This window comes from Archangium sp. (assembly GCF_057119385.1).
The window spans coordinates 15,270-41,077 of record NZ_DBNGVP010000139.1 but is presented as its reverse complement, the minus strand read 5'-3'; the positions used below and the strand labels follow the sequence as shown (position 1 = coordinate 41,077).

General features: G+C 68.8%; 23 protein-coding genes and 2 pseudogenes. 4 read left to right on the top strand and 21 right to left on the bottom strand.

The window, feature by feature from the left end; translation table 11 throughout:
• The 12 genes and pseudogenes from AC16DP_RS34015 to AC16DP_RS33960 form a co-directional block, all read right to left on the bottom strand.
• Positions 1 to 340: pseudogene (locus tag AC16DP_RS34015) on the bottom strand (hypothetical protein); the annotation flags it as partial.
• A gap of 205 nt (positions 341 to 545) precedes the next feature.
• Positions 546 to 716, bottom strand: a complete 171-nt coding sequence (locus AC16DP_RS34010; RefSeq protein WP_329733318.1) for an Imm52 family immunity protein — start codon at positions 714 to 716, stop codon at positions 546 to 548.
• Between the two features lie 25 nt (positions 717 to 741).
• A complete protein-coding gene (locus AC16DP_RS34005; protein WP_329733319.1) occupies positions 742 to 1,497 on the bottom strand; it encodes a DUF5953 family protein in 756 nt (251 codons plus the stop codon).
• Positions 1,497 to 2,516, bottom strand: a complete 1,020-nt coding sequence (locus tag AC16DP_RS34000; protein WP_329733232.1) for a DUF6310 domain-containing protein — start codon at positions 2,514 to 2,516, stop codon at positions 1,497 to 1,499. The genes AC16DP_RS34005 and AC16DP_RS34000 overlap by 1 nt, the downstream gene beginning before the upstream one ends.
• A gap of 319 nt (positions 2,517 to 2,835) precedes the next feature.
• Positions 2,836 to 3,096: pseudogene (locus AC16DP_RS33995) on the bottom strand (glutathione S-transferase family protein); the annotation flags it as partial.
• A gap of 105 nt (positions 3,097 to 3,201) precedes the next feature.
• Positions 3,202 to 3,939, bottom strand: a complete 738-nt coding sequence (locus AC16DP_RS33990) for an SDR family oxidoreductase (RefSeq protein ID WP_329733233.1) — start codon at positions 3,937 to 3,939, stop codon at positions 3,202 to 3,204.
• Positions 3,917 to 5,314: an FAD-dependent oxidoreductase gene (locus tag AC16DP_RS33985; RefSeq protein WP_329733234.1), complete on the bottom strand. Its 1,398-nt coding sequence runs from the start codon at positions 5,312 to 5,314 to the stop codon at positions 3,917 to 3,919. Before AC16DP_RS33985 ends, AC16DP_RS33990 begins: the two co-directional genes overlap by 23 nt.
• Positions 5,301 to 6,581, bottom strand: a complete 1,281-nt coding sequence (kynU, locus tag AC16DP_RS33980) for a kynureninase (RefSeq protein WP_329733235.1) — start codon at positions 6,579 to 6,581, stop codon at positions 5,301 to 5,303. The genes AC16DP_RS33985 and kynU overlap by 14 nt, the downstream gene beginning before the upstream one ends.
• The gene (locus tag AC16DP_RS33975) at positions 6,582 to 7,595 is read right to left on the bottom strand and encodes an amidohydrolase family protein (RefSeq protein WP_329733236.1); all 1,014 of its coding nucleotides are present in this window, start codon (positions 7,593 to 7,595) and stop codon (positions 6,582 to 6,584) included.
• Positions 7,592 to 8,119 (bottom strand): 3-hydroxyanthranilate 3,4-dioxygenase, encoded by a 528-nt coding sequence (gene nbaC, locus AC16DP_RS33970; RefSeq protein WP_329733237.1) that lies wholly within the window; start codon positions 8,117 to 8,119, stop codon positions 7,592 to 7,594. The genes AC16DP_RS33975 and nbaC overlap by 4 nt, the downstream gene beginning before the upstream one ends.
• 1 nt (position 8,120) lies before the next feature.
• Positions 8,121 to 8,552 (bottom strand): RidA family protein, encoded by a 432-nt coding sequence (locus AC16DP_RS33965; RefSeq protein ID WP_329733238.1) that lies wholly within the window; start codon positions 8,550 to 8,552, stop codon positions 8,121 to 8,123.
• Complete coding sequence (locus tag AC16DP_RS33960; protein WP_329733239.1) at positions 8,549 to 9,991, bottom strand: aldehyde dehydrogenase; 1,443 nt, start codon at positions 9,989 to 9,991, stop codon at positions 8,549 to 8,551. The genes AC16DP_RS33965 and AC16DP_RS33960 overlap by 4 nt, the downstream gene beginning before the upstream one ends.
• A 210-nt stretch (positions 9,992 to 10,201) precedes the next feature.
• Here AC16DP_RS33960 and AC16DP_RS33955 point away from each other — a divergent pair, with 210 nt between their 5' ends.
• Together AC16DP_RS33955 and AC16DP_RS33950 are read left to right on the top strand one after the other, a co-directional pair.
• A complete protein-coding gene (locus AC16DP_RS33955; protein WP_329733240.1) occupies positions 10,202 to 11,293 on the top strand; it encodes an AAA family ATPase in 1,092 nt (363 codons plus the stop codon).
• Positions 11,290 to 11,937: a DUF3226 domain-containing protein gene (locus AC16DP_RS33950; protein ID WP_329733241.1), complete on the top strand. Its 648-nt coding sequence runs from the start codon at positions 11,290 to 11,292 to the stop codon at positions 11,935 to 11,937. The genes AC16DP_RS33955 and AC16DP_RS33950 overlap by 4 nt, the downstream gene beginning before the upstream one ends.
• Positions 11,938 to 11,955: 18 nt before the next feature.
• Here AC16DP_RS33950 and AC16DP_RS33945 read toward each other — a convergent pair whose 3' ends face one another.
• The gene (locus AC16DP_RS33945; RefSeq protein WP_329733242.1) at positions 11,956 to 12,453 is read right to left on the bottom strand and encodes a DUF1579 domain-containing protein; all 498 of its coding nucleotides are present in this window, start codon (positions 12,451 to 12,453) and stop codon (positions 11,956 to 11,958) included.
• 122 nt (positions 12,454 to 12,575) lie between these two features.
• On the opposite strand from AC16DP_RS33945, the gene AC16DP_RS33940 reads away from it, so the two are divergent.
• Together AC16DP_RS33940 and AC16DP_RS33935 are read left to right on the top strand one after the other, a co-directional pair.
• Positions 12,576 to 13,361: a 2-keto-4-pentenoate hydratase gene (locus AC16DP_RS33940; RefSeq protein WP_329733243.1), complete on the top strand. Its 786-nt coding sequence runs from the start codon at positions 12,576 to 12,578 to the stop codon at positions 13,359 to 13,361.
• Between the two features lie 132 nt (positions 13,362 to 13,493).
• Positions 13,494 to 15,503 carry a two-component system sensor histidine kinase NtrB gene (locus AC16DP_RS33935; protein ID WP_329733244.1) on the top strand — a complete coding sequence of 670 codons (2,010 nt, stop codon included), beginning with the start codon at positions 13,494 to 13,496 and terminating at the stop codon, positions 15,501 to 15,503.
• Positions 15,504 to 15,655: 152 nt separating this feature from the next.
• On the opposite strand, the gene AC16DP_RS33930 is transcribed toward AC16DP_RS33935, so the two are convergent.
• The 8 genes from AC16DP_RS33930 to AC16DP_RS33895 form a co-directional block, all read right to left on the bottom strand.
• A complete protein-coding gene (locus AC16DP_RS33930) occupies positions 15,656 to 15,919 on the bottom strand; it encodes a DUF5985 family protein (protein WP_329733245.1) in 264 nt (87 codons plus the stop codon).
• On the bottom strand, positions 15,916 to 16,179 hold the full coding sequence (locus AC16DP_RS33925) for a DUF5985 family protein (protein ID WP_329733246.1): 264 nt from the start codon (positions 16,177 to 16,179) through the stop codon (positions 15,916 to 15,918). The genes AC16DP_RS33930 and AC16DP_RS33925 overlap by 4 nt, the downstream gene beginning before the upstream one ends.
• Positions 16,166 to 16,570 carry a hypothetical protein gene (locus AC16DP_RS33920; RefSeq protein WP_329733247.1) on the bottom strand — a complete coding sequence of 135 codons (405 nt, stop codon included), beginning with the start codon at positions 16,568 to 16,570 and terminating at the stop codon, positions 16,166 to 16,168. Before AC16DP_RS33920 ends, AC16DP_RS33925 begins: the two co-directional genes overlap by 14 nt.
• A gap of 66 nt (positions 16,571 to 16,636) precedes the next feature.
• Positions 16,637 to 18,193, bottom strand: coding sequence for a sensor histidine kinase (locus AC16DP_RS33915; RefSeq protein ID WP_329733248.1), 1,557 nt, complete (start codon positions 18,191 to 18,193; stop codon positions 16,637 to 16,639).
• 5 nt (positions 18,194 to 18,198) lie between these two features.
• Positions 18,199 to 23,478, bottom strand: a complete 5,280-nt coding sequence (locus AC16DP_RS33910) for a HAMP domain-containing protein (protein ID WP_329733249.1) — start codon at positions 23,476 to 23,478, stop codon at positions 18,199 to 18,201.
• A 167-nt stretch (positions 23,479 to 23,645) separates the two neighbouring features.
• Entirely contained in the window at positions 23,646 to 24,131 is a 486-nt protein-coding gene (locus AC16DP_RS33905) for an arsenate reductase ArsC (RefSeq protein ID WP_329733250.1), read from the bottom strand.
• Between the two features lie 117 nt (positions 24,132 to 24,248).
• Positions 24,249 to 25,007 (bottom strand): hypothetical protein, encoded by a 759-nt coding sequence (locus tag AC16DP_RS33900; RefSeq protein WP_329733251.1) that lies wholly within the window; start codon positions 25,005 to 25,007, stop codon positions 24,249 to 24,251.
• Complete coding sequence (locus AC16DP_RS33895) at positions 25,004 to 25,618, bottom strand: RNA polymerase sigma factor (RefSeq protein WP_329733252.1); 615 nt, start codon at positions 25,616 to 25,618, stop codon at positions 25,004 to 25,006. The genes AC16DP_RS33900 and AC16DP_RS33895 overlap by 4 nt, the downstream gene beginning before the upstream one ends.
• Positions 25,619 to 25,808: the final 190 nt, after the last annotated feature.

Genomic DNA, 25,808 nt, shown 5'->3' with positions numbered 1-25,808 from the left:
GGTAGCGCGGGTTCTCCAGGGGCCACTGCCCCGCGCCCAACTGGCGCACGAGGTTGGGGTGGTTCAGGCGCGCGCCCAGCGCCATCTCCCGCCAGGCGCGCTCGGCCCGCTCGGGGCCCTGGTCCAGCGGCAGCACCTTGAGGGCGGACACGTAGCCGCTTTGGCTGCGCACCCGGTACACCGTGGCGAAGCCGCCACGGCCCAGCACCCCCTCCACCACGTCCCCACCAATCCGGGTGCCCACCGGCAGCGGCGGCGCCTCATCGGGCGGAAGCAGGGCGGCCACCACGCCGCGGACAATGGGGTGCTCGGGACTGGGGACTGGCGGATGTGTGGACACGCGGGGCCTACCTCGTGGGACCTCCACTTATCAGGTCACGCGGCCCGGTTGGGGCCGCTCGAGCCTGGACGCTCAACCTCCAGGGGGACCGCCGGAAGGTTCGGTTGTAGCTGCTACCTCCCCATTCGCGCGGGGCTCCCCCGCCTCAACGCACTGCGACGACAGCCCCGGCTCCGAGGTCTCATCGGACCGGGGTGTTTCTTCGTCACGCCGAATGCGTGTCGAGGAGCCAGCGGAGCAGCCCGCGGGCCTCGAGGCTCTGCCGCACCCTCCGGGCAAGCACCAGGTGGTCGGGGCTGTTGCTGCGTAGCAGCTCCGGCGTGAGGACGATGATGCTGCCCTTGTCCTCCACCTCCTCCACCCGCACCGGCTCCATTGGCACGTCTCCTCATCCAGCTACGTCACTCCTCCGCACGCCCACCAATCTCCGGGAACCTCTCATAGGCTCGCTTGAGGGCCTCGAGGTGGGCGGGGTTGTCCACATCGAGCGGCGCCGCGGTGAGCCTCACCACCCACCCTCCCGACGCCGTGCGCCGGGCCCGCGTCAGCAGCTCCGCGTCGCGGGAGGGGTCCGGAAAGCCGATGGCCTCGGCAGCTGCCGCAGACCAGTAGTTGATCCACCCGAGGTACTGGGGGACCGTGGCGGAGCGGATGTTCCACGGGAGCTTGAGCATTGGCAGCCCGTGAGGAGGCCGTTCCGGCCCACCCGACTTCGGGCCCGTCTGCTCCGCGATGAGCAACCTCACGGGGCCGGGCGCCACGACGCCCCACCGGGCGCGCACGCCCTCAGCGACGTTCTCCAGCATGTCCACGGCCGCAGCGACAACGGGCTCGTCCTGGGGGAGCGTCGCGTGAACCGTCAGCAGCGGCTCCCCCCCCGGACTCGAAATTGCGCTCCCCCGTCGGCCTCCCATCGTCACCGGGTAGCTCTCGTCGCCATTGCACAGCAAGCCAAACTTGCCACTCGCGGTCGCTTTAGCCAGCCACGCCGCGCGTTGCGGAAGCGCGACGGGCCGCCCCGAGTCCGAGAGCCGCCACGCCAAGCGCAACCCGGGCACCGCTCGCTCCATCCCTTCAACGGCCGCGAGCGGGCGCCCGTCGTCAACGGCGAGTGCTGGCGCGTAAACGTGAAGATGCAACTCGGCTCGACCGGTCATCATTTGCACTCTGTCACGACGATATCGAAGCTGCGGTCTTCCTTCAGGAGCGCGGCCTTGTGAGCCTCGCTGATCACCCCAACCTTGAAGGCATAGCCACAAGCCACCGCGATGTCCCGGAACTCGGTCAACTCTTCAATCTCCCTCTCGACCGTCACCTTCTTCAGGAAGTCGGTGTACCCGTCGAAGTACTCGACCTTGATCTCCCACAGCACCCGCACTCCCACCTGAAGCGCGTCGAAGTTCTTGCCGGCTACCTGTGCATCCTTCCCGGGCCAGCGGTTGGGCGGATACCCGTCGGCGCACGTGTTGTGCGCCTTGTTACCGCCCTGATGAGGGACCGGAATGGCCTCGCACTTGCGGTCGCGCTCTCTGTCGGTGGGCTCGGGGGCCGGTCCTGGCGGCCAGTCCTCTCCCTCGGGCTTCGACTTGGGACGCCGCTTCTTCTTGAGCTCCGGTGGAGCGCGCTTCGCCTCTGTCACCGGCACTGCTTCCGGCACGGGCCGTGTCTCTGGAACGGGCCGTGTCTCCGGCACGGGCAGCGTTGGCGGCGGCTGCACCTGGGGACGCCCCCGCTTCTCGTAGGACTCCAGCGCCTCTGAAATGGCGAAGCCCACCACCACCACGCCCACGACGATGACCGCGCCCACGGCCAGCTCCGGCGCCGCGAGGACACAGAGCCCGATGCCCAAGGCCCCGGCGCCGGCGGAGGCGACCGAGCACCGCCCCGTGGTGTCCCTGAACCGCACCCGCTCGTGGTCGAGCACCTGGTAGCACCGCTCCGCCAGCACGGGCCAGGGTTGGGAGGCATCCTGCACGACACAGCGCCCCCCGTCCGTCCAGGGCAGCTTCGCCGCTCGCCGGAGGTTGGCCACCGCCACATCCTCGCCCCGGGCGTCGGACCAGTCCGCCGCCGCCACCTGGGGCCCGAGACTCCGCCGCCAGCTGCGCGACGCGCCCGTGAGCGTCCCTCCCATCGGGTAGCCCGTCGCGCATGCCGTCTGCAGCCCAATGAGCACCAGCGCAACGAAGCGCGAGGCCCACCGCGGCCTGTCCCGCGAGCTCCGCCAATCCTCGAGCTGCGTACCCTCCGCCCTCCCCCGCCCCAGGACTCCGGTATTCGTTCGCCACGGCGCTGGCCTTTCCCCAGGTGAAACAACCCTGAAGGATAGGATGCGGGAGACCCAACCATACAGGAGGGAGGCCCTCGCGCAGGGATGAGAACTGACACGCCCCTCTTGTGACTGCGCCCGCTCCGCACGCTCGCGGCGTAGCCCGTGGGGGCCGCCGCCTTACCGGACGCACAGCGGAAAGCGCATGTAATCCCATGCGCTCTGGTTAGCGCGCGCTGCCCGCCGGGGCCCCGAGGCGCTGCTCATAGGCATCCAGCGTCCGCCGCCAGGCGGGCCGTGCCTCACAGCGCTCGCGGTAGGCGGAGACCCGGGGGAAGCCGTCGAGCACGCCCGCGTGGCGCACCTCGCGCAGCACCGTGGTCATCAGGATGTCCGCCACGGTGAACGCCTCGCCGGTGAGATACGGACGCTCCCGAAGCCAGTCCTCGAGCGCTGTCAGCTGGCGCTCGGCCCACTTCACCAGCTCGGGACGCCGCTGCGCGCCGGTGGGATCGGCGGCAGCGTGAGCATTCCAGCATTGTCGACGCCGTGTCCGGCCGCTGTCGAGCGCATCGGCGGAAGAGAGGGGACGTCAGAAGCCGCGCATCCAGCCGCCGTCGATGACGACGGACTGCCCGGTGATGTAGCCCGCCTGCTCCGAGGCGAGGAACGTCACCAGTGCGCCCAGCTCCTCGGGCTTGCCCAGGCGGCGCGCCGGAATCGCAGACGTAATCTTGTCCTCGGGCACGCCCAGCTCCTTGAGCCGCTCCGTCGCGTGGTAGCCCGGCTGCACGCCGTTGATGGTGACACCGTGCTCGGCCACCTCGTTGCTCACCGTCTTCACCAGCCCCATGAGCCCCGCGCGCAGGCCGTTGGAGATGGTCAGCAGCGGCATCGCCTCGCGCGCGGCCACCGACGTCACCAGGATGATGCGGCCCCAGCGCCGCTCCTTCATCCCCGGCAGTGCCGCCTGCAGGCCCTCCACCACGCTCATCCACAGGCTCTGGAAGCCGTCCTGCCACTGCTCGGCGGTGAGCTTCTCGATGCTCCCCTTGGGCGGCCCGCCCGTGTTCGCCACGAGGATGTCCACGCCGCCCATCGCGCCCATCACCTTCTCCACCAGCTCCTTCGTCGTGCCCGGCTTCGTCAGGTCCGCCGTCACGCCGAGCTCGGCGCCCATGCGCTGAGCGGCGTCGCGGATGCGCGCCTCGTCGCGCGAGCAGATGGCCACGCGCGCGCCCTCCTTCACCAGCTGCGCGCCAATGGCGTACCCCAGTCCAGCCGAGGCGCCCAGCACCAGCGCCCTCCTACCTCGCAGTCCCAAATCCATCCGAATGCTCCTTCACGAAGGGCACCAGCCGCTCGCGAATGAGCGTGCGCGCCCTGTCCAGGTCCACGTCTTCCGCCCGCGTGAGGCCCTCGCTCAGCTCGGCGACGATGCCGCCCGCGATGGCCCCCACCTCGTACGCCAGACGGTACGGCGTCAGGCTGAAGCTCACCAGCGTGTAGCGGCTCAGGAACTCGCCCGGGAAGGACTTGAGCAGCTCCTTCTCCACCGCCTTCTCCAAGAGGAAGCGCGGGTCCGCCGTCTTGTGCTGCATCTCCACGAAGTTCTCCACCGCCATGTCCGCGATGGCATCCGCGTTCGGCTTGCGCAGCCGGAAGAACTCCACGAAGGCGTCCTCCCACCGCGTGTGCTTCCCGAGGCACGCATCCAGCGCCACGCAGTCCTCGAAGCCGCAGTTCATCCCCTGCCCGAAGAAGGGCACGATGGCGTGCGCCGCGTCCCCGAGCAGCAGCGCCCGGCTCCCCACGTGCCACGGCTCGCTCTTCACCGTCACCATCGTCCCGGTGGGGTTGTGGAAGAAGTCGTGCGTCAGGCCGGGCATCAGCGCCAGCGCGTCCGGGAACTGCTCCTCGAAGAAGCCCACCAGCTGCGCCGGCGTCCCCAGCGACTCGAAGCTCACCGGGCCCTGGAAGGGCAGGAAGAGCGTGCACGTGAAGCTGCCATCCAGGTTCGGCAGGGCGATCAGCATGTACGAGCCGCGCGGCCAGATGTGCAGCGCGTGCTTCTCCATCTGGAAGGCGCCGCCCGGGCCGGGGGGAATCGTCAGCTCCTTGTACCCGTGGCTCAGCTGCTCCTGGGCCGCGCGGTAGCCCGGCGCCTGCGCCATCTCGCGCCGCACCGCCGAGCCCGAGCCGTCCGTGCCGAGCACCACCGGCGTGTATACCTCGCGCGAGGGGCCGCCCGCCCTGTCCACGATGTCGAGCACGCCCTTCTGGAAGTCCACGCGCTGCACGCGCTGCTCGAACTGGATGCGCACCCGGCCCGTCGCTTCCGCGTGGGTCATCAGGAACTTGTTCAGCCACGCGCGCGAGATGCTGTTGATGTGCTGGGACTCGTCCTTGCCGTAGGCCTGATAGGCGAGCCCGCCGGAGACGGGGTGGATCATCCGGCCGCGCATGGGGATGGCGTGGCGCAGCGCCTCCTCCTCCAGCCCCACCTGCCGCAGCGCGTACAACCCGCGGGCGGAGATGGCGAGGTTGATGGAGCGGCCCGCGCCAATCTCCTCGCGGCGCATGTCCGGGCGCCATTCCAGGACGTCCACCTGGAAGCCACGCCGCGCCAGGTACATCGAGAGGAGCGAGCCCACCAGCCCCGCTCCCACCACCGTCACACGTTGCGTCCGGTCAATCTCGTGCATGACGTTCGAGCACTCCCGCGAAGCGGTATACGTCAAGGAAGCTCACATAGAGCGGAGCCGGCGCGGCGCGGATGATGTCCGGTGAACGGAAGTCGCAGAGGACGCCCTGCGCCGTCAGCTTCTCGAGCAGCTCCCGGGGCTCCTGGGTGAAGCGCAGCGACAGGTGGGCCCCGCGCTGCTTCGGGTCCCTCGGCGTGGTGATGCGCACGAAGCCGGGCGGGAGCCGGTCCAGGAGGAACTCCAGGTAGCCGGTGAGCAGCTCGCTCTTGCGGCGCAGGGCCGGCATGGTGGCGCGATCGAAGATCTCCATGGACGCGCGCAGTGCCGCCATCTGGAAGATGGGCGGATTGGACAGCTGCCAGCCCTCGGCGCCCGGAATGGGCTCGAAGTCGGGCCCCATCTGGAAGCGCGTCTGCTTGTCGTGGCCCCACCACCCCTGGAAGCGGGGCAGCGTCTTGTCACGCGCGTGGCGCTCGTGGACGAAGACACCACCGAGCGTGCCCGGGCCGCCATTGAGGTACTTGTACGAGCACCACACGGCGAAGTCCGGCCCGTCATCATGCAGCGAGAGGTGGAGGTTGCCCGCCGCGTGCGCCAGGTCGAAGCCCACCTTGCAGCCCTGCCGGTGCGCGGCGCGGGTGATGGCGGCCATGTCGAAGGCCTGCCCGGTGAGGTAGTTCACGTTGCCCAGCAGCACCAGGGCGATCTCCTTCCCGTGCCGCTCGATCGTCTCGAGGATGTCCTCGGAGCGCAGCGTCTCCTCGCCGGGGCGCGGGGTGAGCGGAAGCACGGCCTCCTCCGGGGTGTACCCGTGGAAGCGCACCTGCGAGGCCACCGCGTACTGATCCGAGGGGAAGGCGCCTCCCTCCATGAGGATTTTGCGGCGCTCGCCCGAGGGCCGGTAGAAGGACACCAGCATCAGGTGGAGGTTCACCGAGAGGGTGTTCATCACCACCACCTCGAGCGGGTGGGCGCCCACCAGCCGGGCCGTCTGCTCGGTGAGGAACTCGTGGTAGGGCATCCACGGATGCGAGCCGCGGAAGTGGCCCTCCACGCCGTGCTGCTCCCACGCCTCCAGCGCCTCCAGCACGTAGGGCTTCGCCTTGCGCGGCTGGAGTCCCAGCGAGTTGCCCACGAGGTAGATGACGGGCTCGCCGTGGTGGCGGGGAAAGAGGAACTCGTCGCGGAAGTGACGGAGCGGATCCTCCGCGTCCATCCGCCGGGCGAACGCCTCACTGGCCTCGTACCGCACCGCTTCACCGCTCATCTACGTGAACTCCTCATACGAGCGCCCGAGCCACGCGAGCGCGTTGCGGCACAACAGCTTCTCCCGGGTGGTGGCGTCGAAGTCCGCGAGGGACTCCACGAGCGTGCCCGGCCGGTCCTCGCCGAGCGGGAACGGGTAGTCACTGCCGAGGGCCACCTTGTCCGGGCCGAACAGCTTCACGATGAAGCGCAGCATGTCCGGGTCGTGCACCAGCGAGTCCACCCAGAAGCGGCCCAGGGCGTCGCGGGGCGGCACGGGGTTGTCCACCGCGACGAGGTCCGGCCGCACCTGGAAGCCGTGCTCGATGCGGCCGAAGGTGCCCGGGAAGGCGCCGCCGCCGTGCGCGAAGGCGAGCCGCAGCTTCGGCAGCTTCTCCAGCGTGCCCGCGAAGAGGAGCGAGCAGAGGGCCAGCGCCACCTCGGCGGGCATGCCCACGAGCCAGGGCATCCAGTACTTCTTCATCCGCGCCTCGCCCAGCATGTCCCAGGGGTGGACGAAGAGGGCGGCGCCCAGGTCCGCCGCGGCCTCGAAGAAGGGGAAGAGCTCCGGCTCGCCCAGGTTGAGGCCGTTGACGTGCGAGCCCACCTGCACGCCCGCCATCCCCAGCTCGCGCATGCAGCGCTCCAGCTCGCGCACGGCCAGCTCGGGGGACTGCAGGGGTACCGTGCCCAGCCCCACGAAGCGCTTGGGGTGCGCCTTCACCACCGAGGCCAGCTGGTCATTGAGGAAGCGAGACAGATCCAACCCGTGCTCCGGCTTCGTCCAGTACCCGAACATCACCGGCACCGTGGACAGCACCTGCACGCTGACGCCGTGCGCATCACACTCCTCGATGCGCTTCACCGGGTCCCAGCAGTTGCTCTCGATTTCACGGAAGAACTTCCCGTCATCGCGCACCATGCGCGCCCGGCACGGGGCGTGGTGCTCCAGCGTCATGAAGCCGCCGTAACCGTAGCGCTCGGCGAAGCGCGGCAGCTCGGGCGGCAGCAGGTGCGTGTGGATGTCGATCTTCATGAGGCCTTGCGCTGCTCGCGAGTCACGCGGAAGCCGCACTGCTTGCAGGTGCAGTGCTCCGGGTTGCCATAGAAGCGCTCGAAGATGGGCGGCAGCTGGGTGACGATGTTGGTGACCTGGAGGTACTCGTCATACAGCCTGGTGTTGCACTGGGGGCAGAACCACGCGAAGCCATCCAGCTCGCCCTCGCGGCGCTTGCGCTCGATGACCAGGCCCACCGTGCCCGCGGGCCGCTGCGGCGAGTGCGGCACGTTGGGGGGCAAGAGGAAGATCTCCCCCTCGCGGATGGGGATGTCCTGCGGCTTGCCGTCCTCCATGACGCGCAGGGTGATGTCCCCCTCCACCTGGTAGAAGAACTCCTCGCTCTCGTCGATGTGGAAGTCGGTGCGCGAGTTGGGCCCGCCCACCACCATCACGATGAAGTCCCGGTCCTGCCACACCATCTGGTTGCCCACGGGGGGCTTGAGCAGGTGGCGGTGCTCGTCGATCCACTTCTTGAAGTTGAGGGGTTGCAGCCGGCTCATCTCAGTCTCCGATGGTGGCGATGCACTTCAATTCGATGGCGATGGGGGTGGGCAACGCGGTGATGCCGAGCGTCGTCCGGCACGGCGGGGTGGGCACGTCCTTGAAGTACTCGGCCCACAGGCGGTTGTACGTGGGGAAGTCCTTCTTCATGTCCGTGAGGTACACCGTCACGTCCACGAGCTTGTCCCACGAGGAGCCCGCCTCCTCCAGGATGTAGCGCACGTTGCGGAACACCGAGTGCGTCTGCGTCTCGATGTCGTAGGAGACGATGTGGCCCTGGGCATCCAGCTCGACGCCGGGGATCTTCTTGCTCCCGCGCTCGCGCGGACCCACGCCGGAGAGGAACAGCAGGTTGCCCACGCGCCGGGCGTGGGGATAGAGGCCCACCGGCTCGGGAGCCTTCTGGGAGTCGACTCGATCGGAGTTGCTCATAGCTTCACGCACACGTTCTTGGGCTCGGTGAAGAAGCGCAGCGCGTCCAGGCCGCCCTCGCGTCCCACGCCCGATTCCTTCACGCCGCCGAACGGCGTGCGCAGGTCGCGCAGCATCCAGCAGTTCACCCAGACGATGCCGCTCTCCAGCTTCGCGGCCAAGCGGTGCGCCCGGGTGACGTCGCGCGTCCACACGCTCGCCGCCAGCCCGTAGCGCGTGCTGTTGGCCCAGGCGAGCACCTCCTCCTCCTTCTCGAAGGAGGTGATGGTGGCCACCGGTCCGAAAATCTCTTCCTGGTTGGTCGCGCACGCGTGGCCCAGGCCCTCGATGAGCGTGGGCTCCACGAACCAGCCGTTGCGGCAGCGGCCCGGCACCTCGGCGCGCTTGCCTCCGGTGAGGACGCGGCCGCCTTCCTTGCGCGCCACCTCGATGCAGCCCATCACCTTCTCGAAGTGCTGCGGGGACACCAGCGCGCCCTGGTCCGTCGAGGGCTCCAGTGGGTCGCCCACCTTCAGCGCCTTCGTGCGCTCCACCAGCGCCGCCTTGAAGCGCTCGTAGATGGGGGCCTGCACGAAGATGCGCGAGCCGCAGAGACAGATTTGACCCTGGTTGGAGAACGACGAGCGCACCGTGGTGGCCAGGGCCTCGTCGAAGTCGCAGTCGGCGAAGATGACGTTGGGATTCTTGCCGCCCATCTCCAGCGAGAGCTTCTTGAAGAGCGGCGCGGCGGTGCGGGCGATTTCGGCGCCGGTGCGCGTGCTGCCGGTGAAGGAGATGGCGCTGATCTCCGGGTGGCGGCTCATGGCGGAGCCCACCCTGGCGCCGTAGCCGTGGACGATGTTGAGCACGCCGGGAGGCAGGCCGGCCTCGCGGCACACCTGGGCGAGCAGGTACGCCGTCATGGGCGTCACCTCGGAGGGCTTGGCCACCACGCAGTTGCCGATGGCGAGCGCGGGCGCGAGCTTCCAGGTGAGCAGGTAGAGGGGCAGGTTCCACGGCGAGATGCAGCCCACCACGCCCAGGGGCGAGCGCAGCGTGTAGTTGAGCGCCCCGCCGTCCATGACGTGGGCCTCGGTGGAGAACTGCGTCACCGCGTCCGCGAAGAACTCGAAGTTCTGGATGCTGCGGGGAATGTCCACCGTGGAGGCCAGCGTGAGCGGCTTGCCGGTGTCGATGGCCTCGGCGCGGGCGAAGGCGTCCAGCCGCGAGCGGAGGGTGTCCGCGACGCGGCGCAGCAATCGAGCCCGCTCGCTGGCCGGGGTGGCGGCCCAGGCGGGAAACGCGTTCCGGGCGGCCTCCACGGCGCGCTGGATGTCCTTCTCGTCCGAGTCCGGCACCTGGACCGCGGGCTCTCCGGTGGCCGGGTCCGGCTTGTCGAACCAGACCTGGGAGCTCGGGGCGACCAGCTCTCCGCCGATGTAGTTGAGGACCTTCTCCATGCGCGCATCCTCCTCGGGCAAGCCGGGGCCCGGAATACCACGGGCCCCACACCCCGGCTACCGGGGCGGGGGCGCCGGAGCGTTCAGTTCTGGAGTCCTTCCCAAGCGAGGAGCCGGTCGCCCCAGCCGCCCTCGCTCACAACTGGAGCGTTGGGGGTGCTGATGGTAGACGCGAGAGCGGCTGTCCCTCTTGTGCCTGGAGTCTCCTGCATGATGACCACTCTGCGGATTGATAACTTCCGCTCCTTCCGCAAGCTCACCGTGGAAGGGTTGACCCGGGTCAGCCTGCTGGTCGGCACGAACAACGCGGGGAAGACCTCGGTGCTCGAAGCCGCCGAGTTGGTGCTGGGCGGGACAAGCCCCTCCATTCTCGAACGCAGTGCGCGCAGCCGAGGCGAGTACGTTCCCATCCGGGATTTTAGCGGCGGCTACATCGAGGTGAACCATCTCTTCCATGGCCACACTCTCGAACCCGAAAAATCTTTCAAGATCGAGGCGGTCGTGGGAGAGCATCCTCGGTTCATCAACTGTAGGGTTATTCCCCGCCCCTCCGGAAAGATGGAGGGCGACGAGATTGCACCGCCTGTTGAGTTTCTCAGGTCTGGCTCCCCGAACCTCGCCCTCTCGATTTCAGGAGATGGAATGAGTCCGGAGGTCCACACCTTTCCATTGGCTGGCTACAACGTCATGTCTCGTCTACTGCGTCATGCAGTGGCGAAGCCTGCTGGTAACGACTGGAAGGTCCGGTTCATGGGAACGGCCGCACCACCCGTTTCGGAACTCCAGCTGCTATGGGATGACATTGTACTGACCCCGGAAGAAGCAAAAGTCACGAGCGCGCTCCAGATCATCGAGCCAGACATCGAACGTCTCGCGGCCCTGTCCGGGCCGAGGTCGGAAAGGGGGGGAAGCATGTTCGTCAAGCTCAGAGGCTCTGACGAACGCATCCCACTGGGAAGCATGGGAGAGGGAATCAAACGGCTCCTCGCCTTGAGCATGAACCTCGTGAGCTCAGCGGGCGGTTACCTGCTCATCGATGAAATCGACACGGGGCTGCACCATTCCGTCATGACGCAGATGTGGCGGCTCGTCGTGGAAGTGGCGCGACGAATGGACGTCCAGGTGCTGGCCACGACCCACAGCCTCGATTGCGTCAGGGCGCTGGCATCCCTTTACGAGGAGTCCCCCGATGTCCGGGACCTCATCTCGCTGCATCGCATCGAGCGCGGCGCCGAGGCGAGTGTCCCCTACTCCGCCGATGAAATCCTCGCGGCCTCCCAGCACCAGATGGAACTCCGGTGAGCAAGCCCCTTCCCAAGAGTCCCTACCGGTTGATGGTCGAAGGTCCGGATGACCAGTGGACCATCATCAATCTCCTCGGCCGTCATGGGTACGACTGGCAGGATGACCGCACGACACGTCCCTACGTCGAAGCCGCTGGAGGCGTCGAGAAACTGCTCGTGAAGGCCACGCTCTCCACGGCGCTCAAGACGTACGAACGGCTCGGGCTCGTCATCGACGCGGACCTGACCCCCACCCACCGGTGGCAGCAGCTCAAGGACCTCTTCAGGGAGTTGGGCGTCACCCTGCCAGCGACCCCCTCTCCAGATGGCACGGTCACCGCCGGAATCCGCCCCAACTCGCGCGTCGGCATCTGGCTCATGCCAGACAACTCACAGCCCGGGCGGGTCGAGGAGTTCATCGAGAAGCTGATTCCCCACGGGGATACAGTCTGGCCGCATGCTCAGGCCACGACCACCCAGGCCCTGGCGCTGGGCGCCAGGTTGAGTCAGCGCGACCATCTCAAGGGCGCCATCCATGCCTGGCTCGCGTGGCAGAGGGACCCGGGTCTACCCTTCGGCACAGCGCTGACCACCGAAGTGCTCGGCCATGATTCACCAGAGGCCCTGCGCTTCGTCGGCTGGTTCAAGCAGTGCTTCACCTGACCAGCCGATTACCGCGGTTCAGCGCTTACGCCGGTACTCCGTCTCCACCGCCTTGGCCTCCTGGCCGTCGGGGGTGATGTTGTAGTGGGTGATGATCAACCGGTCCGCCTCAGGCTGTTGAACCTCCGTGCGCCAGCCCCACGGCGGCCCGGAGGGAGCGTCGTAGCTGCCCAGCACTCCGAAGCCCCGGCCCTCGTTCGCCCCCTTGAAGGACATGATGCTCGTGCCGGTGTGGAAGCTGTCCACCCACGCCATCTCGAAGCGGTCCGGATCCAGGTGGTAGCCGAGAATCGCCATGCCCGAGAGCGGCTTGCCCTGGATCGAGCCCTCGTACTCGTACACCATGAACCGTCCTCCCGCCGCGGGACGCAGCGTGCCACGCCAGGGCGACTCATCCTCGAGCTTGCCCGGCTCGAACCACGTCTTCGTCATCCCCTCCCACTCCCCGGCGAGCTGAGCCAACCGGTGGTGCAGACCGCCTTCCTTGCTGGACTCCTCGAACGTCCGCTTCGCCATGCGTGAGCCTCCTGTGGGAGCGGAACCTAGGCGTCTTTCACCGGACCGCGCCAGAAACGCGGCTTGCGCTCGCGGCGGCGGCATCGGTAAACGGGCCCCTCCCCCCCACTTCGGAGATGGCGATGAGCGCACGCATGCACGAGGAGCTGGCCCGGCTGTTGGATCAGGCACGGCTGGAGGCTCGCGCGGTCCCTCCCCTCACCCGGGCCCACCCCACCCTCTCGCTCCCGGACGGCTATGCCATCCAGGCCGAGGGCCGCCGCCTGCGCACCGCTCGCGGCGAGCACGTGGTGGGCCTGAAGATGGGCTTCACCTCCGAGGCCAAGCGCAAGCAGATGAACCTGGACCTGCCCATCTACGGCTTCATCACCGACCGCATGGCGGTCCCCGCCGGCGGCACGCTCCGGATGCAGGGCTCCATCCACCCCCGCATCGAGCCGGAGATCGCCTTCCGCACCTCGCGCGAGCTGCGCGGCCGCATCACCCGCGAACAGGCGCTCGACGCCTGCTCCACCGTGTTCGCGGCCATGGAGATCCTCGACTCGCGCTTCGTCGACTTCAAATACTTCTCCCTGCCGGACGTGGTGGCGGACAACACCTCCGCCTCGCACTACGTCTTGAGCACCCTCGAGCGCCCGCCGCGCGAGCTGGACCTCCCCAACCTCCAGATGGTCATGGAGGTGAATGGCGAGCGCGTCCAGGCGGCGCGCTCGGATGCCATCTCGGGAGACCCCGTGGTCTCCATCCTCCAGCTGTGCGAGCTGCTCGACCAGCACGGGCAGTCACTGCCCGCCGGCAGCATCGTGCTCTCCGGAGCCGCCACCGCGGCCCAGCCGCTCCGGGCCGGGGACCGCGTCCGCCTCACCGTCGAGGGGCTGGGCGAGCTCTCCGTCTCCGTCGCGCCCTGAGCACGTCCAGCAGCCAACGTCTCGACCCCCACTCCTCTCGAAGGTCGGTTATGATGTGGTGCGTCAACCCACCTTGACGCCAGACAAGCCACACGGGCGCGTGAGACAAGTGCGGCAAGGGGGAGGAATGCCATGCACGTCGTCACGCTGGGAGTTCCCCAAACCGTCCGCGAGGAATGGGAGCGCAGGCTGCGCGAGGAGGGCATGCGTCACGCGGTGGAGTGCCAGGTCCAGCACGCACGGGGCCTGGAGGAGCTGCCCGAGCTGATTCCTCCCGGGCTGCTGGTGCTCTGGGACGCGGGCGGGCCGGTGCAGGACACGCTCACGCTCTGCCAGCGGCTGCACGCGCGCCGGGAGCCGCTGCGCTCGCAGCTGGTGGTGCTGACCCCGCGCGGCCCGGACGAGTTGCACACCCTCGAGCAGGCCGGCGCCGACGAGTGCCTGCCGCCTCCGGGGGAGCGCTGGGGCGCGCGGCTGATCGCCCTGGAGCGGCGGCTGCGCGCATGGGAGCCCTCGGCCTTGATGGTGGCGGGTAGCAACCGCATGCGGACGGAGGCCACGCTCCAGGCGCTGCTGGAGTTCACCCTGGCCGAGCCCGGCCCCGACTTCTTCCAGGTGATGGTGCGGCAGTTGGCCCAGGCGCTCGGCATCACGTGCGCGCTGGTGGGCGAGCTGGATGGGGACTCGGTGCGCAAGCTGGCCTGCTTCAACCTGGGCGACTTCTGCGAGCTGCCGCCCTACGCGCTGGCCGGGACGCCGTGTGAGATCACCGTGGACCAGGCCATCTGCCACTACCCGGACGGGGTGGCCGCGCGCTTCCCCGAGGACACGATGCTGCGCGAGCAGGGCCTGCGCAGCTACCTGGGCGCGGCGCTGAGGGACTCCAGTGGCCAGCCCATCGGCGTGCTGGCCATCCTGCATGATCGGCCGCTCGAGGCGCGGCAGCTGGACTACGCGCTCATCAACGCCTTCGCGGTGCGCGCGGGCTTCGAGCTGGAGCGCCGTCGCCGGCGTGACGAGCTGGAGCGCTCGCGCGACCTGCTGCAGAAGACGCTCGACACCGTGCCGGAGCCGCTGCTGGTGAAGGACCGGGGGTACCGGTGGATCGCCATGAACAGCGCCTTCTGCCGGCTCATGGGGCGTCCGCTGGAGGATCTGCTCGGCAGGACGGACCGCGACCTCATGCCCAAGGCCGAGGCGGACACGTTGCGCCGGCAGGACGAGCAGGTCTTCACCACCGGCCAACCCCACGAGGCCGAGGACACCTTCACCGACGCGTCCGGCCAGACGCGCGTGCTCCTCACCCGGAAGACGCTCTTCATGGGCGGAGGCCGCTCCCTGCTGATGGTGCTCAGCCGGGACATCACGGATCGCAAGCGGCTGGAGTCGCAGCTGCGGCTGGCGGACCGGATGGCGTCGGCGGGCACGCTGGCCACGGGCCTGGCGCATGAAATCAACAACCCGCTCACCTTCGTCTCGGCCAACCTCACCTTCCTGGAGGAGCAGCTGACGGGGATGATGGTGCTGCCCGAGGCGCTGCCCGAGATGCGCGAGGTGCTCTCGGAGACGCGCGAGGGCGTGGGGCGCATCCGCGAGCTGGTGCAGGACTTGAAGTCCTTCGCGCGGGCCGACGACGAGCGCGTGGGGCCGGTGGACGTGCACCGGGTGGTGGAGAGCGCGTTGAGGCTGATGCGCAGTGCGATGCGGCACCGCACGCAGGTGGTGCGCGCGTTCGGCGAGGTGCCGCCCGTGCGCGGCAACGAGGCGCGGCTGGGACAGGTGCTCGTCAACCTGCTGGTGAACGCGCTGCAGGCGCTCCCGGCGCGCACCGCCGACGACAACCGCATCCAGGTGTCCACGTGGCGCGAGGGGCCCCACCACGTGGTGCTCCAGGTGGAGGACAACGGGCAGGGCATTCCCCTGGAGATCCAGCGGCGCATCTTCGAGCCCTTCTTCACCACCAAGCCGGTGGGCGTGGGCACCGGCCTGGGGCTGGCCATCTGCAACAGCATCGTGCAGGGCATGGGCGGAAGAATCGAGGTGCGCAGCCAGCCGGGCCAGGGCACCGCCTTCCAGCTGAAGCTGCCCGTGGACGGCATGACGCCCCCGCTGCGGGGCAAGGAGGCCGTACTCCCGCTGTAGCGCTCAGGGAGAGCGGCACGTCCGCTCGTCCGGGCGCGGCTCACATTCGCGCATCAGCCCGCAGCTCGCCGCATCTCCGCCCTGACAGGCCCGGGGACAGCAGCCGAAGAGGGCCCGCCGCGTGGGTCCTCTCGCGGGGCCCGCGCCCGTCCCTACTTGCGAGGCGCCGCCCGGTTCTTGTCGATGATGGCCACCAGGATGAGGACGAACGAGACCAGCCGGATGATGTACGCCGTGAGCTGGTTCTCGCTGCTGTCCCGCAGGTACAAGCCCACCATGCGGTGCACCGCCATCAACCAGAAGGAGGCGGCGAAGAAGGCGAAGAAGCGGTCGCGCGTCTTCCTCCAGAACCGGAGGAAGAACAACCCGGCGACCAGCGCCAGCGCAGCCGCCATGCCGGAGAGGAACTCGTTCATTCGGAATCCCACACCAGTCCGAAGACCAGCAGCGCGAGCGACAGCAGCCCGGACAGGTTGCGGAACAGCAGCAGATCCCTCCCGGGAAACACAATCAGGTCCGCCACCAGCAGGATGTTGTTCACCGCCAGCCCCACGAAACACAGGCTGCTCCACAGCAGCAGGGGGACCCGGTTCTGCGCATACCCGCGCAGAAGCAGCACCGCGCAGGCGAGGCTGGTCACCGCACACAGCAGGAAGACCGCATCAGCCATTGTCATCGTCAGCGTCCTTTCGGAGCCGGAAGGCGTCGGCGAAAGTCCGGATCTTGTCGACCGGCTTGGAGAAGATGAGGTTGATGACCGTCACGCGGCGCTCCGAGTACGCTGCGGCGAGCCCGGACACCGCCTCTCCCATCTGGGGACTCTCCGGCGCGTAGCGGTATTCCGCCTCGCTGCCCTGGACCCTGGCCAGGATCGCCGCGCGAGCCATGTCCTTCAGCCGGTCCCCGGCCGACAAGGGGGAGATCCGCAGTTCCCGGGCCACGGACTCCGCGGTCCAGGAACGCTCCGGGTGCTGATGCAGCAGCAAGAGGATCTCCAGCTGCTCGACCGAATCAATGTGTTCGGCAATCAGCCGACGCACTGCTTCGGGAAGATCGCCCGCGCGCAAACGTCATCCCTTTCTCCCCACCTCGGAAAACGGCCCCTTCTACGACGGAAGGTCCTGTTCTGGAAGCTAGGACTGCAGCGGCATGCACACGTGGAACGTACTGCCCTCGCCCTCTACTCCCCGGGACTCCGCCCAGATGCGCCCGCCGTGCTGCTCGATGATGCCCTGGGAGATGGTCAACCCCAGGCCCAGGCCACCATACCTCGCGCCGTGCGCCTGACCGAAGCGTTCGAAGATGACTGGCAATTTTTCAGCCGGGATGCCGATGCCCTGGTCTCGTACCTGGAGCAGGACGTTGCCCGCCTCGGACCAGGCGCGCAGCTCCACCGCGCCGCCCTGGGGCGAGTAGCGGATGGCGTTGGCCACCAGGTTGGTCACCACCTGCTCGATGCGCCCCGGGTCTCCCCGCATGGGCAGCGTCTCGGGCGTCTCCAGCCGCAGCCGGTGCTCGGTGGAGAGCGCCTGCAGCCGCTCACAGGTGGTGCGCAGCAGGGGCACCAGGTCGAACTCCTCCACCTCCAGCGACAGCCGCCCGGTGAGCAGCCGGCTCACGTCCAGCAGGTCCGACACCAGCTTCGTCATCCGGTCCACCTGCCGGTCCAACCCCTCGAGCGCCCGGCGCGGCCCGTCCGTCAGCTCGGCGCCGAACTTGCGCTGGGCCAGCTGCACCTGCATCTTCGCCGCGGCCAGCGGCGTGCGCAGCTCGTGCGAGGCCGCGGCCAGGAAGGCGTCCTTGGCCACACTCGCCCGGGCCAGCTCCTCCTCGGCCCGCTTCTGGTTGTCGATGTCCGTGGCGGTGATGATCCACCCGGTGATGCGGCCACGCTCGTTGCGCTCCGCCACGGCGCGGCCCAGGTGCCAGCGGAACGCCTGGGTGCGCTGGCAGCGCAGGCGGAACTGCACCTCGAAGGGCTGGCCGGTGCCCACCGACTGGCACCAGGCGGCGTACACGCCCTCCCGGTCCTCCGGGTGCATCACCTCCGAGCGCCATAAGTCCTCCACCGCCTCGGAGGGCAGGCCGGACAGCTCCGTCCAGGCGCGGTTGCCATAGCGCAGCCGGCCATCCGGGCCGGCGGCGAACACGCACAGGGGCATGGCGTCGCCCAGCAGGCGGTAGCGGTAGGCGCTCTCGCGCTCCATGGCCTCGCGCTCGCGCTGGCGCAGCAGGGCTTCCTGGCGCTTGAGCTTCTCCTCCTTGAGGAACAGCTCGACGAAGACGGACACCTTCGAGCGGAGGATTTCCGGCGCGAAGGGCTTGAGGACGTAGTCCACCGCGCCCTGGGCGTAGCCGCGGAACACGTGCGAGGCGTCCCGGCTGCGCGCGGTGAGGAAGATGATGGGGATGAAGCGCGAGCGCTCGCGCTCCTTGATGAGCCGGGCCGTCTCGAAGCCGTCCAGGCCCGGCATCTGCACGTCCAGCAGGATGAGGGCGAAGTCCTCGCGCAGCAGGTGCAGCAGGGCCTCTTCGCCCGAGTGCGCCTTCACCACCTCACCCAGGTCGCCGAGCGTGGCTTCCAGGGTGAGGAGGTTGGGAGCGTGATCATCGACGACCAGGATGCGGGCCCGCGGCACCTCCGGCTGAACCGGCAGACCACCGCTGTTCCCCCCCTCGGACCACGTCATCGCTGTCATCTCGCTCCCGCGCAAGGCTCCACCCAACGGCGAATCAACTCCAGAAGCCGCTCGGTGTCGACCGGCTTGGACAGATAATCGGACGCGCCTGCTTCCAGGCATTTCTCGCGGTCGTCCTTCAACGCCCGCGCGGTGATGGCGATGACCGGCAGAGACGCCCACCGGGAATCCGCGCGGATGGCGCGCATGGCCTGGTAGCCGTCCATCTCGGGCATCATCACGTCCAGCAGAACCACATCCAGTTCCGGATTCTTCTCCATCAAGTCCATGGCCGCCCGTCCGTCCTGGGCGAAGGTCACCTGCATGCCATGGTTCTCCAGGACACTGGTGAGGGCGAAGATGTTTCGGGCGTCATCGTCCACCAGGAGAACCTTGCGGCCCGTGAGCGAGCGGGAGAGCTCCTTCATCTCCTCGGCGGAGGCGCGGGACTGATCTCCCACCTTGCGCAGGAAGCGGCCCACCTCGGCGAGCACGGCCTCGGGCGAGCGGGCGGCCGCCTCGAGCAGCACGGCCTCGGCCGAGCGCCGCAGGCGCCGCTCGTCATCCGGGAGGAGCTGCGAGCCGCTATAGAGGAGCACGGGGGGCAGGCGGGCGGGCCGGCGCACCAGCTCCACCAGCAGCTTCATGCCCCGGCCGCCGGGCGAGGCCAGGTCCAGGGCGAGCGCGTCCACCTCGCCGCGGTCCAGGGCCTCCACGGCCCGGTGGGACTCGAGCTGGCGCATCTCCAGGGACTCGCCCATGTCGATGAGCTGCTGCACGCACTCACGCAGCTCGGGCTTGGGGTCCACCAGCAGCAGCTTGCGCGGGTGGCCGTTGGCCTTGAGCTCCAGGTGGCTGAAGGCGCCCTGGATGGCCTCGGGGGTGAAGGGCCGGTCGAGGTAGACGAAGCCGCCGCCGCACGAGGCGCCGCGCAGCCGGTCCACGCTCACCACCTGGACGGGGATGCGGCGGGTGCGCGTGTCGCGCTTGAGCTGATCCAACACGCTCCAGCCGTCGATGACGGGCAGGCCGAGCTGCAGGACGATGGCGTACGGCTTGAGCCGCTGGGCGAGTGAGAGCGCCACGTCGCCGCGCGTGGCCACCAGGGCCTTGAGGCCGCTCTGGTGGGCCGTGGCCACGAGGCCCCGGGCGAACTCCAGGTCATCCACCGCGACGAGCAGCACCCGGTCATCGGGGCCGAGGTCGTCGCGGTCATCCACCAGCGGATGGGGGGCCGCGGTGCCGTGCACCTCGTCGCGCGGCAGCAGCTCGCGCAGCATGGGGGTGTAGCCCACGTCCGTGTCGCTGGCCGGCTCGCCGCCCCGCTCGGGGCCGCTGTAGCTGCGCGGCAGGTAGAGGGTGAAGGTGCTGCCCGCCCCGCGCGAGCTGCGCACGCGGATTTCACCGCCGAGCAGACGCGCCAGCTCACGGCTGATGGAGAGCCCCAGGCCGGTGCCGCCGTACTTGCGGCTGGTGGTGCCATCCGCCTGCTGGAAGGCCTCGAAGATGAGCTTCTGCTTGTCCTCGGGGATGCCGATGCCCGTGTCGATGACGGAGAAGGCGAGCACCTGGTCGGCCTCCACCAGCTCCGGCGCGGCGAAGCGCTCCTCGGTGTCCGCCATGCGGATGCGCAGCGTCACCTGGCCCGTGCTGGTGAACTTGAAGGCGTTGGACAGCAGGTTCTTCAGAATCTGCTGCAGGCGCTTGGGGTCCGTGAAGACGGTGGCGGGCACTTCCGAGCCCACCTCGGTGAGGAAGCCCAGGTGCTTCTGCTCGGCCACGGGGCCGAAGGTGCGGCGGGCGAACTCCACCAGCTCCGCCACGGCGGAGTCGCGCGGCTCCACCTGCATCTTCCCGGCCTCCACCTTGGACAGGTCGAGGATTTCATTGATGAGGGACAGCAGGTCCCCACCCGAGGAGTAGATGGTCTCCGCGTACTCCACCTGCTTGCGGCCCAGCGTGCCGTCGGAGTTGTCCGCGAGCAGCTTGGCGAGCACCAGCATGCTGTTGAGCGGCGTGCGCAGCTCGTGGGACATGTTGGCGAGGAACTCGCTCTTGTACTTGGAGATGAGCGAGAGCTGCTCGGCCTTCTCCTCCAGGGAGGAGCGCGCCTGCTCCACTTCGCGGTTCTTCTCCTCCACCTTGATGTTCTGCTGCTCGAGCAGCTTGGCCTTCTCCTCCAGCTCGAGGGCCTGGGCCTCCAGCGCCGAGTTGGAGCGCTTGAGCTCCTCCTGCTGCTGGGTGAGCTCGCGCGACTGGCTCTGGAGCTCGTTGGCGAGGCTCTGCGACTGACGCAGCAGCTCCTCGGTGCGCATGTTGGCCATGATCATGTTGAGCACCACGCCGATGCTCTCGGTGAGCTGGTCCAGGAAGATTTGATGGATGGTGCTGAACGGGTGGAAGGAGGCCAGCTCGATGACGGCCTTGACCTCGCCCTCGAAGAGGACGGGCAGGACGATGATGTTGAGGGGGCTGGCCTCACCCAGGCCGGAGGTGATGCGGATGTAGTCGGACGGCACGTGGGTGAGGAGGATGGTCTTCTTCTCCAGGGCGCACTGGCCCACCACGCCCTCGCCGAGGCGGAAGCGGTTGCCCACGTTCTTGCGCTCGCGGTAGGCGTAGCTGGAGGTGAGCTTGGCCACGGGGTGGCCGTCCTCGAGGTCCATGAGGAAGAAGGCGCCGTGGTGCGCGGAGACCAGGGGCGTCAGCTCGGACATGATGAGCCGGGAGACGGCCTCCAGGTTCTTCTGTCCCTGCATCATGCCGGAGAACTTGGCGAGGTTCGTCTTGAGCCAGTCCTGCTCGGTGTTCTTCTGCGTCGTCTCCTTGAGGTTGACGATCATCTGGTTGATGTTGTCCTTCAGGGCGGCCAGCTCGCCGCCCGCATCCACCGAGATGAACCGCGTCAGGTCACCCTTCGTCACGGCGGTGGCCACCTCGGAGATGGCGCGCACCTGGGACGTCAGGTTGCCGGCGAGCTGATTCACGTTGTCGGTCAGCTGCCTCCAGGCGCCGCGGGCACCGGGCACCTTGGCCTGGCCCCCCAGCTTGCCCTCGATACCCACCTCACGGGCCACCGTGGACACCTGCTGCGCGAAGGTGCCCAGCGTGTCCGTCATGCTGTTGATGGTGTCCGCCAGCGCGGCCACCTCGCCCTTCGCGTCCACGACGAGCTTCTGGGTCAGGTCACCGTTGGCGACCGCGGTCACCACCTTGACGATGCCGCGCACCTGCGTGGTCAGGTTGCGGGCCATCAGGTTCACGTTGTCCGTGAGGTCCTTCCACGTGCCGGCGACGCCGGGCACCCGCGCCTGGCCACCCAGCTTGCCCTCGGTACCGACCTCGCGCGCGACGCGGGTCACCTCGGAAGCGAACGCGTTGAGCTGATCCACCATCGTGTTGATGGTGTCCTTCAGCTCGAGGATTTCCCCCTTCGCGTCGACGGTGATCTTCTTGGACAGGTCTCCGTTGGCCACCGCCGTCGTCACCTTGGCGATGTTGCGCACCTGGTTGGTGAGGTTGGAGGCCATCGAGTTCACGCTGTCGGTCAGGTCCTTCCAGACGCCCGACACGCCCTGCACCTCGGCCTGGCCGCCCAGCTTTCCTTCCGTACCCACTTCCTTCGCGACGCGCGTCACCTCGGCGGCGAACGACCGGAGCTGATCCACCATCGTGTTGATGGTGTTCTTGAGCTCCAGGATTTCTCCCTTCACGTCCACGGTGATCTTCTTGGACAGGTCACCGTTGGCCACCGCCGTGGTCACCAGGGCGATGTTGCGCACCTGGGCGGTCAGGTTGGAGGCCATGAAGTTCACGTTGTCGGTGAGGTCCTTCCAGGTACCGGAGACGCCTGGCACGTCGGCCTGACCGCCCAGCTTTCCTTCCGTACCCACTTCCTTCGCGACGCGGGTCACCTCACCGGCGAACGAGCGGAGCTGCTCGACCATCGTGTTGATGGTGTTCTTCAGCTCGAGCACCTCGCCCCGGGCATCGACCGTGATCTTCTTGGACAGGTCACCGCGGGCGACGGCCGTGCTCACCTCGGCGATGTTTCGCACCTGGGCGGTGAGGTTGTTGGCCAGCAGGTTCACGTTGTCGGTGAGGTCCTTCCACGTCCCGGCCACACCGGGCACATCCGCCTGGGCGCCCAGCTTGCCTTCCACGCCCACCGTCTTGGCGACGCTGGTCACCTGGTCGGCGAAGATGCCGAGCGTCTTGGTCATGCTGTTGAGCGTGTCGGCCAGCGCGGCCACCTCGCCCTTGGCATCCACCACGAGGCGCTGGGACAGGTCCCCGTTGGCGACCGCCGTCACGACCTTGACGATGCCTCGCACCTGGGTGGTCAGGTTGGAGGCCATCAGGTTCACGTTGTCCGTGAGGTCCTTCCACACGCCGGAGACGCCGGGCACGTCGGCCTGGCCACCCAGCTTGCCCTCGGTACCGACTTCCTTCGCGACGCGCGTCACTTCGCCCGCGAACGAACGGAGCTGATCCACCATCGTGTTGACGGTGTTCTTCAGCTCGAGCACCTCGCCGCGCGCGTCGACGGTGATTTTCCGCGACAGGTCACCGCGGGCCACGGACGTGGTCACCTCGGCGATGTTACGCACCTGGGCGGTCAGGTTGTTGGCCAGCTGGTTCACGCTGTCGGTGAGGTCCTTCCACGTCCCGGCGACTCCCGGCACACGCGCCTGGCCTCCCAGCTTTCCTTCCGTACCGACTTCGCGCGCGACGCGCGTCACTTCGGCGGCGAACGAGCTGAGCTGATCCACCATCGCGTTCACCGTGGTGCCGATGCGGAGGAACTCGCCCTTCACCGGCTGCCCCGGCAGGTCCAGCGCCATCTTCTGCGTCAGGTCACCGCGGGCCACCGCGCCCAGCACGCGCGCCACCTCGGTGGTGGGCTGCACCAGGTCCGCGATGAGCGAGTTGATGGAGCCGATGCTCGACGCCCACCCGCCGCTCACCGGGCCGAGCGACGCGCGCTCCGCCATCTGTCCCTCGCGGCCCACCACGCGCTCCACGCGCACCAGCTCGTCCTGCATCCGCTGGTTCATCGCCACCATCGCGTTGAAGGCGTGGGCGATGTCCTCCATCGCCTGGGGCTGCGCCTCGGGCGGCAGCCGCACGGAGAAGTCTCCGTGGGTGACGGCTCGCAAGGACTCCAGCAGGGTCTCGAGCGCCTCGAGCGTCGCGACCCGCCGGGGACGGGCGTGCGCGTGGCGGGCGAGCGTGGTCGGCTTGCGGGTCTTCTTCCCAGTCTGGGTACGGCTGGAATGGCTGGTGCGACGATTCAAAGGCCTGCTCCAGTGCTGAGGTTTGGCGATCTCCCAACCCGAGGAGCCTTCGCGTTCGTTCCGGGTAGGGGAATGCCCCTCAGAGGGCAGGCGCCCAGCCGAGCGCACACGTGTCCCGTGATTCCCCGCCCCGGCACCCGGAAGGTGCTGGCGTGGGAATGGAAGTGCTACAGCGGTGCCGCCGCCCGCGCGTCCCCGTTCGGCAGATGCAGCAGCTTCTCCACCGGCAGCGCGCACAGCAGGTCCAGGCGCTGGGACAGCTCCCGCCCCACCTGGAGGAAGAGCTGCTCGCGCGCCGCGTCGCTCCCCGCGAAGGCCACCGGGTCCGGCTCGTCCCAGTACGCCGCTCGCGGTTGTCCCGGCCACACCGCCCAGGCCTCGTGCGCCTTGTCACAGAGCGTGATGACCAGGTCGAAGTGCTCGCCCCGGAACTCCTCCCAGGACTTGCTGCGCGCGTCCCGTGGATCCAACCGGAAGCGCTCTCGCAGCACCTGGAGCGCCAGCGGGTGGACTTCACCCCTCGGCAGCACACCCGCACTGAAGGTCTCGAAGCGCCCGTGCCCCACCCGGCGCAGCAGGTACTCGGCCATGATGCTCCGGGCCGCATTGCCCATGCTCAGGAAGAGGACTCGGATGGGACGCTCGGGGGTCATGGCGCGACTGACGGTGCGCGGTGCCTCCGGACATGCCAAGGGGGTCCGGTGATTCGGCTTGCTCGGCGGGTAGACCCTCACCCTGGCCCTCTCCCAGAGGGAGAGGGAAGACGGCGGTCAGCGCGGGGTCAGCGTCAGGTGTGATTTGGAGAGGGGCCGGCCCCGCGCGTCCTCGAAGGTCGCTCGCACCTCCAGCGGCCCGGCGAGCCAGCCCTCCTGCACCGGCGTGCTCAGCGGCAGGAGGACGTCCACTCCCGCCTCGACCTCCTGCTCCGTCCCCTCCGGCGGGAAGAAGCGCAGCGGCTCACCCTCCGGTGAGGTCGCCTCCACCGTCAGCCTCGCCGCCTCCGGCGCCGTGTAGCTGAACTGCACCGCGCTCCCCTCTCCGCACACCAGACGCCCGCCAGGCCGGGCTTCGCCCGTCACCTGTCCGTCCCCGCCCACGCAGAACACCCGGATGCCCCAGGCCGACGTGCCCGTCTCTCCGCCTCGCGCCTGCCACTCGGACGTCTCGCGCGTCCGCAGTTGTGGCACCACCACCAGCATGGCCACACCGGCCAGCGCCAGCCCCGCCATCGCCGGCACCAGGAAGCGCGGGAAGAAGCGCTCGCGCCCGGTCCGCACCGGTGCACGGGCCGGCGTCGTGGCGGCGCCCAGCCGCGCCATCAGCTCCTTCTCCAGCAGCGCCTCCCGGCTCGCGGGCAACGCGCGCTTCTCCAGCACCGACTCCACCCGGCCCAGCTTGTCGTAGGCCTCGTGGCACTCGTCACACCCCGCGGCGTGCGCGCGCAACCGGTGGAAGCCCTCCCCGTCCAGCTCGCCCCGGAAGAGCGCCTCCAGCGCCTGCTTCGCCTGCCGGTCCCCACACCTCGTCATGACTGGCCTCGCCGCTTGAAGAAGCTCCACCCCCTCACTTCCATCCCTTCCAGGTACCCGCGCGCCTGCAGGAACTCGAGCAGCCGCGTCTTCAACCCCAGCTCCCTCCGCCGCACCTGGATGCGCGTCAGCCCCAGCCGCTCCGCCGCGCCCTCCTGCGCCATCTCCTCCTCGCCGAAGCGCAGCTCGAACAGCCCCCGCTCCTCCGCCGACAGTCCTTCCTTGAAGGCCGCCAGCAACCCCTCCACCTCCCGGTCCTCCAAGGTCTGCGCCAGGCCCTCGACTTCCTCGGGCGCCGCGCCCGTCTCCTCGAAGGGCTCCAACCCCACCGCCACCTCGCGCTGCCGCGTCTGCTCCAACAGCACGTTGCGCGCGATGCCCACCAGGAAGTGCCCGTACGGCCGCACCCCGTCGTACGCCGCCCGCGTCCGTGGCTCGAAGGCCCGCGCGAACGTCTCCAGCACCGTGTTCTCCAGCTCCAGCGCGCCCCTCATCTGCCCGAATCCCCGCCCCCGCCACGCCATGGCCCGCAGCATCCTCGCCAACGTCTCCGCGTGCGCCCGGTACACCCGTGCCAGGGTCTCCGGCTCACCGTCCCGGAAGCGTTGCAATGTCCGCGCATCCCACTCCATCCCTCGGCGACTTACCGTGCCCCGCCCACCCCCGTCACCCTTCGCTCATGCTGTCATTGCGAATTGACCGCTCGGGTGGATCGCCAGGGTTCGACAATCGTCACCGGGAGGGCCTCGGCCGCCCGCCCCCCTGACGGGGTGGGGGGCTGTGGGAACCCTGAACCCACTC